Below are 3,729 nucleotides of genomic sequence, written 5' to 3' on the forward strand. Positions count from 1 at the left end.
CCATTTTATCCCTCCTCATTGCCCAAAATTAGATTAAATACATTGTAAGCTTTTCCAATTTTGGTGTCCAAAGGATTAAGGGGGCTTAAAAGACAAAGCGGAGTTAATGTTGGACGCAGGGACAAAATTGTCGGACAAAGCGGAGTTAATGTTGGACGCAGGGGCAAAATTGTCGGACGAAGCGGGGTTAATGTCGGACACGCGCCCATAACTGTCGGACAAAACATTAATTAACCACCAGCTACCTAAATTAAAAAGCTTAGAATGGGGAAAATCCCACTCTAAGCTTTAATTTAAATAACCCATTCTTCATTAACAATCGCAACGAGCTTCCATTCGCCAGCGTCGTTTTCTTCATAGACAAGGTTGATTGAACCGTAGTCCATACCCTCATATTCGTCTGATCCTTCAACGTGATATTCAACGACATGGGCTTCAGGGAAATATTCTTGGATGTTGTTTTCCATCATGCTGCGATCTTCAAATTCATCAACTAAACGCTCATCTGGGTTTGTGTAGTCATGTTGATACACATATTCTTCATGATATTCCATTGGCGTTAGTTCGATGTCGTAACCACTACCGTCTTCTGTACCCCATACGTAAACTGTCTCATCAGTTTCAAAGTTAGCCACTTCTTCTGCTGTGAAAATCAAATCGTCTTCATTCACATTAACATAGGGTGAGAATAGTAGGCCTTGTTCTTCGTGAACGTATTCAGCTACTGAAGCGTAATCTTCATTTGCTAGATGTTCAATAATATTTTCAGATTGTTCAATGACAATCGTTTCAGAGTCTTGTTTGGTTTCTTGAGCTTCAGCTTCTTCTGATTCCTCGCGAGATTCTTCATCTCCCATAGAACCTTCCTCTTCACCATCTTCAAATGTCGAAGCTTCACCATCAAAATCGTCTGTTTCTTGTGTTGTCATCGGTTCGTCAGCGTGATCGTCATCTCCCATAAAGCTAATTCCGATAAACGCGATTAAAAATACTGCCGCAGCCGTCGTCACTCCTACAGCTATGCGTCGCATGAAAATCCTCCTTTTGTCTTTTTGGTCATATTGTTCAGCTGTTTTCATGAGTTCAGCATGCATGCTTTCAATTTGCTCATCAGTCATTTTATGCTTAGGGAGAGATTCCAATTGTTTTTCAAGTTTTTTATCATTAAATTCACTCATTTTGAAATCCTCCTTGGACTTCTCCAAGCGCTTTTAGGGCCCGTGAGTAAGTGGTTCTCACTTTTTGGTTTGACCAATTTAATACAGATGCAGTCTCGGAGACGTTTAATTCTTTAATCGCTCGTAAAATGATCACTTCACGATAATTGGATTTAAGCGAATTGATCGCTTGATATAGTAGTTGCTTTTCCTCGTTTTCTTGTACGACGGAATCAGGTGTGACATGATGCCCGACGTTGTAAGCTTCATCTAAATCTACATTTTGATCCATACCGCGGCGCTTGTTCTTGCGGATATCGTCAATGGCGACATTACGCGCAATACTAAATAGCCACGTTTTTGGACTGGATTTTCCATCAAATTTGTCCAACCCTTTAATAGCCTTGATGAACACTTCTTGAACGAGGTCTTCAGGGTCACGTTTACCTGTATAGTAAACTAAGAAGTTATAAACATCATGATTGTATTGGTAAAACCAGTCGGAAACGATTTCTTTTCTAGACATGTCTATTGCCTCCGATTCCTTAATTCATAACATTAGACGACAGAGTTTTGCGTTTGTGTCACATAAAAATAGAATTGGCTACTTAACCAATTCCCTTTTTCTCTAGATGTTATTCGTTGAAGCGGTATTCAATATGTTCTTCATACAGTTCTCGTACGTGTTCGTTCATTTTCTCATGGAACTCTTCAGTTGTGTCAGGACACGGATCAATTGTAGTATTTTCACAAAATACATCTGTAAAATAATAAGTCGCGCTTTCGGACTCGACGATGCCTCTTTTATAACGTCCATGAGTGATTTCTTCAACATCCATATTTAATATTTCAGCGCTTTCTTCTATCGATGCTAAGTTTTCTTCTAAGAATAGTTCGTACATTCCGGAATAATCGCGAAAACTTTCGAATTCCTCATCGACCTCTTGTTCAGTCATGTTAAACCCATGTTCTTTAGCCTTCAACACCATAACTTTCTGTTGAGCATAAGATCGGACGGACTGTTCAAAAGAGTAGTCTCTGTGATATCGATATAGATAAACGTCCTCTGCCGTCACCTCTTCATCCATTACTTCTGCGACAACATCATCTAAATCGAATTCAGCTGTGGATGTACAACCGACTAACAAGGTAAAGGATAATAGCAATAACAACCTTTTCATGCAAACACTCCCAAATTAACATCTTGTCAAATTGTACCATAAAATGTGATATAATACTTGTTGAAAATTGAATAGGGAGTGATGATTTTGATTGTAAAAGAACACGAAATACCTGCTAAACTATTAAAACTAGCAGCTGCTCATAAATGCCTTTTTGAGCATCATCCAGATTATCGCCAAGTCGAAACAGAGCTGTACCGCGAACGATCCGGCTACGCAGGTGAACTCCGCGTCGATTACCCACTAAGCAAGCTCGACTTTCCACACTTCATTCTGCATGACCTTCGCTTACGCCTTTTCCAAAACTTTTTTCAAATGGATACACTACTATTGACTGAGCGTTTCGTTTTAATTTTAGAAGTGAAAAACTTTACAGGCATCATCACGATTAACCCGACTTTTAATCAGTTGATCCAAACAGTCGATGGCGAAACCCACACATATGACGACCCCGTTATCCAAGTCGAAGAACAAAAACAACAGCAACTCCAGTGGCTCGGATTTTCCAGTGTTCACGAATTGCCAGTCGAAACGTTAGTCGTCATGGCCAACCCGAAAGCCACCCTCGACATCACTTCTGAAAAACACCGCGACTACATCATTCCAATCTCACAACTGACCCAAAAAATTCGCGACGTATCACAAAAGTACCGCGAGCCAATCATGCCAGTAGACGCCACATCCCGGCTCGCCCACAAAATGAAAGACCACCACAACTTTAAAAATTACAATATCGAGAAAAATTTTCGAATCCATTATGACGATTACAAACGAGGCGCCTTTTGCCCCAACTGTAAGGCGAGCATCATGATCCGAATGAGGCGCAGATGGGAGTGCCGACGTTGTAAGCATAGAAGTGCCGATGCACACGTGAACGCCTTAAAAGACTATTATTTATTAAAAGGGGAGGAGGTGACGAATAGAGAGGTGAGAGATTTTTTGAGGGTGGAGTCAGCAAGTTTATCAAAGCATTTTCTAAAGAATGCCGATTTTGAAACGGTTGGAAAGACTAACACAAGGAAGTATCTACTAGACTATGACTATCAAAAGGACTTTAGTTATTTACTTCAATAATATTAGACTATTAGTAATGATAAGGTACATCTAAAAGGGTGTACCTTATTTTAAATTATTGTCGGACGAAGTGGGGTTAATGTCGGACGCGGGGCCGTAATTGTCGGACGAAGCGGGGTTAATGTTGGACACGGGGCTGTAATTGTCGGACGAAGTGGAGTTAATGTCGGACGCGGGGTCATAATTGTCGGACGAAGCGGAGTTAATGTCGGACGCGAGGTCATAATAAGGTTAGTATCAAAATTGGACACACTCTAAGGCAAAATGTTTCCATGAAATTAAGTCTAGAAAAGGTAGGGGTAATTATGCCAGAAAAA

General features: G+C 40.5%; 4 protein-coding genes. 1 reads left to right on the forward strand and 3 read right to left on the reverse strand.

The genetic code is table 11. The features are described from left to right. Nucleotides 1-293 precede the first annotated feature (293 nt). From J2R98_RS14410 to J2R98_RS14420, 3 genes are all read right to left on the reverse strand, one after another. A complete protein-coding gene (locus J2R98_RS14410) occupies nucleotides 294-1,178 on the reverse strand; it encodes a hypothetical protein (RefSeq protein WP_307070197.1) in 885 nt (294 codons plus the stop codon). Beyond that, nucleotides 1,171-1,683: an RNA polymerase sigma factor gene (locus J2R98_RS14415; protein WP_307070199.1), complete on the reverse strand. Its 513-nt coding sequence runs from the start codon at nucleotides 1,681-1,683 to the stop codon at nucleotides 1,171-1,173. Before J2R98_RS14415 ends, J2R98_RS14410 begins: the two co-directional genes overlap by 8 nt. A 109-nt stretch (nucleotides 1,684-1,792) precedes the next feature. Next, the gene (locus J2R98_RS14420; protein ID WP_307070200.1) at nucleotides 1,793-2,338 is read right to left on the reverse strand and encodes a hypothetical protein; all 546 of its coding nucleotides are present in this window, start codon (nucleotides 2,336-2,338) and stop codon (nucleotides 1,793-1,795) included. 87 nt (nucleotides 2,339-2,425) lie between these two features. Between J2R98_RS14420 and J2R98_RS14425 the strand changes: the two genes are divergently transcribed. Then, a complete protein-coding gene (locus J2R98_RS14425; protein WP_307070202.1) occupies nucleotides 2,426-3,412 on the forward strand; it encodes a nuclease-related domain-containing protein in 987 nt (328 codons plus the stop codon). Nucleotides 3,413-3,729: the final 317 nt, after the last annotated feature.

It is taken from the genome of Alkalibacillus filiformis (genome assembly GCF_030814115.1).
GTDB lineage: Bacteria > Bacillota > Bacilli > Bacillales > Alkalibacillaceae > Alkalibacillus > Alkalibacillus filiformis.

Coding starts and splice junctions, on each gene's coding strand:
- J2R98_RS14415 (WP_307070199.1), bottom strand. CDS start 1,683: ATGTCTAGAAAAGAAATCGTTTCCGACTGGTTTTACCAATACAATCAT.
- J2R98_RS14410 (WP_307070197.1), bottom strand. CDS start 1,178: ATGAGTGAATTTAATGATAAAAAACTTGAAAAACAATTGGAATCTCTC.
- J2R98_RS14420 (WP_307070200.1), bottom strand. CDS start 2,338: ATGAAAAGGTTGTTATTGCTATTATCCTTTACCTTGTTAGTCGGTTGT.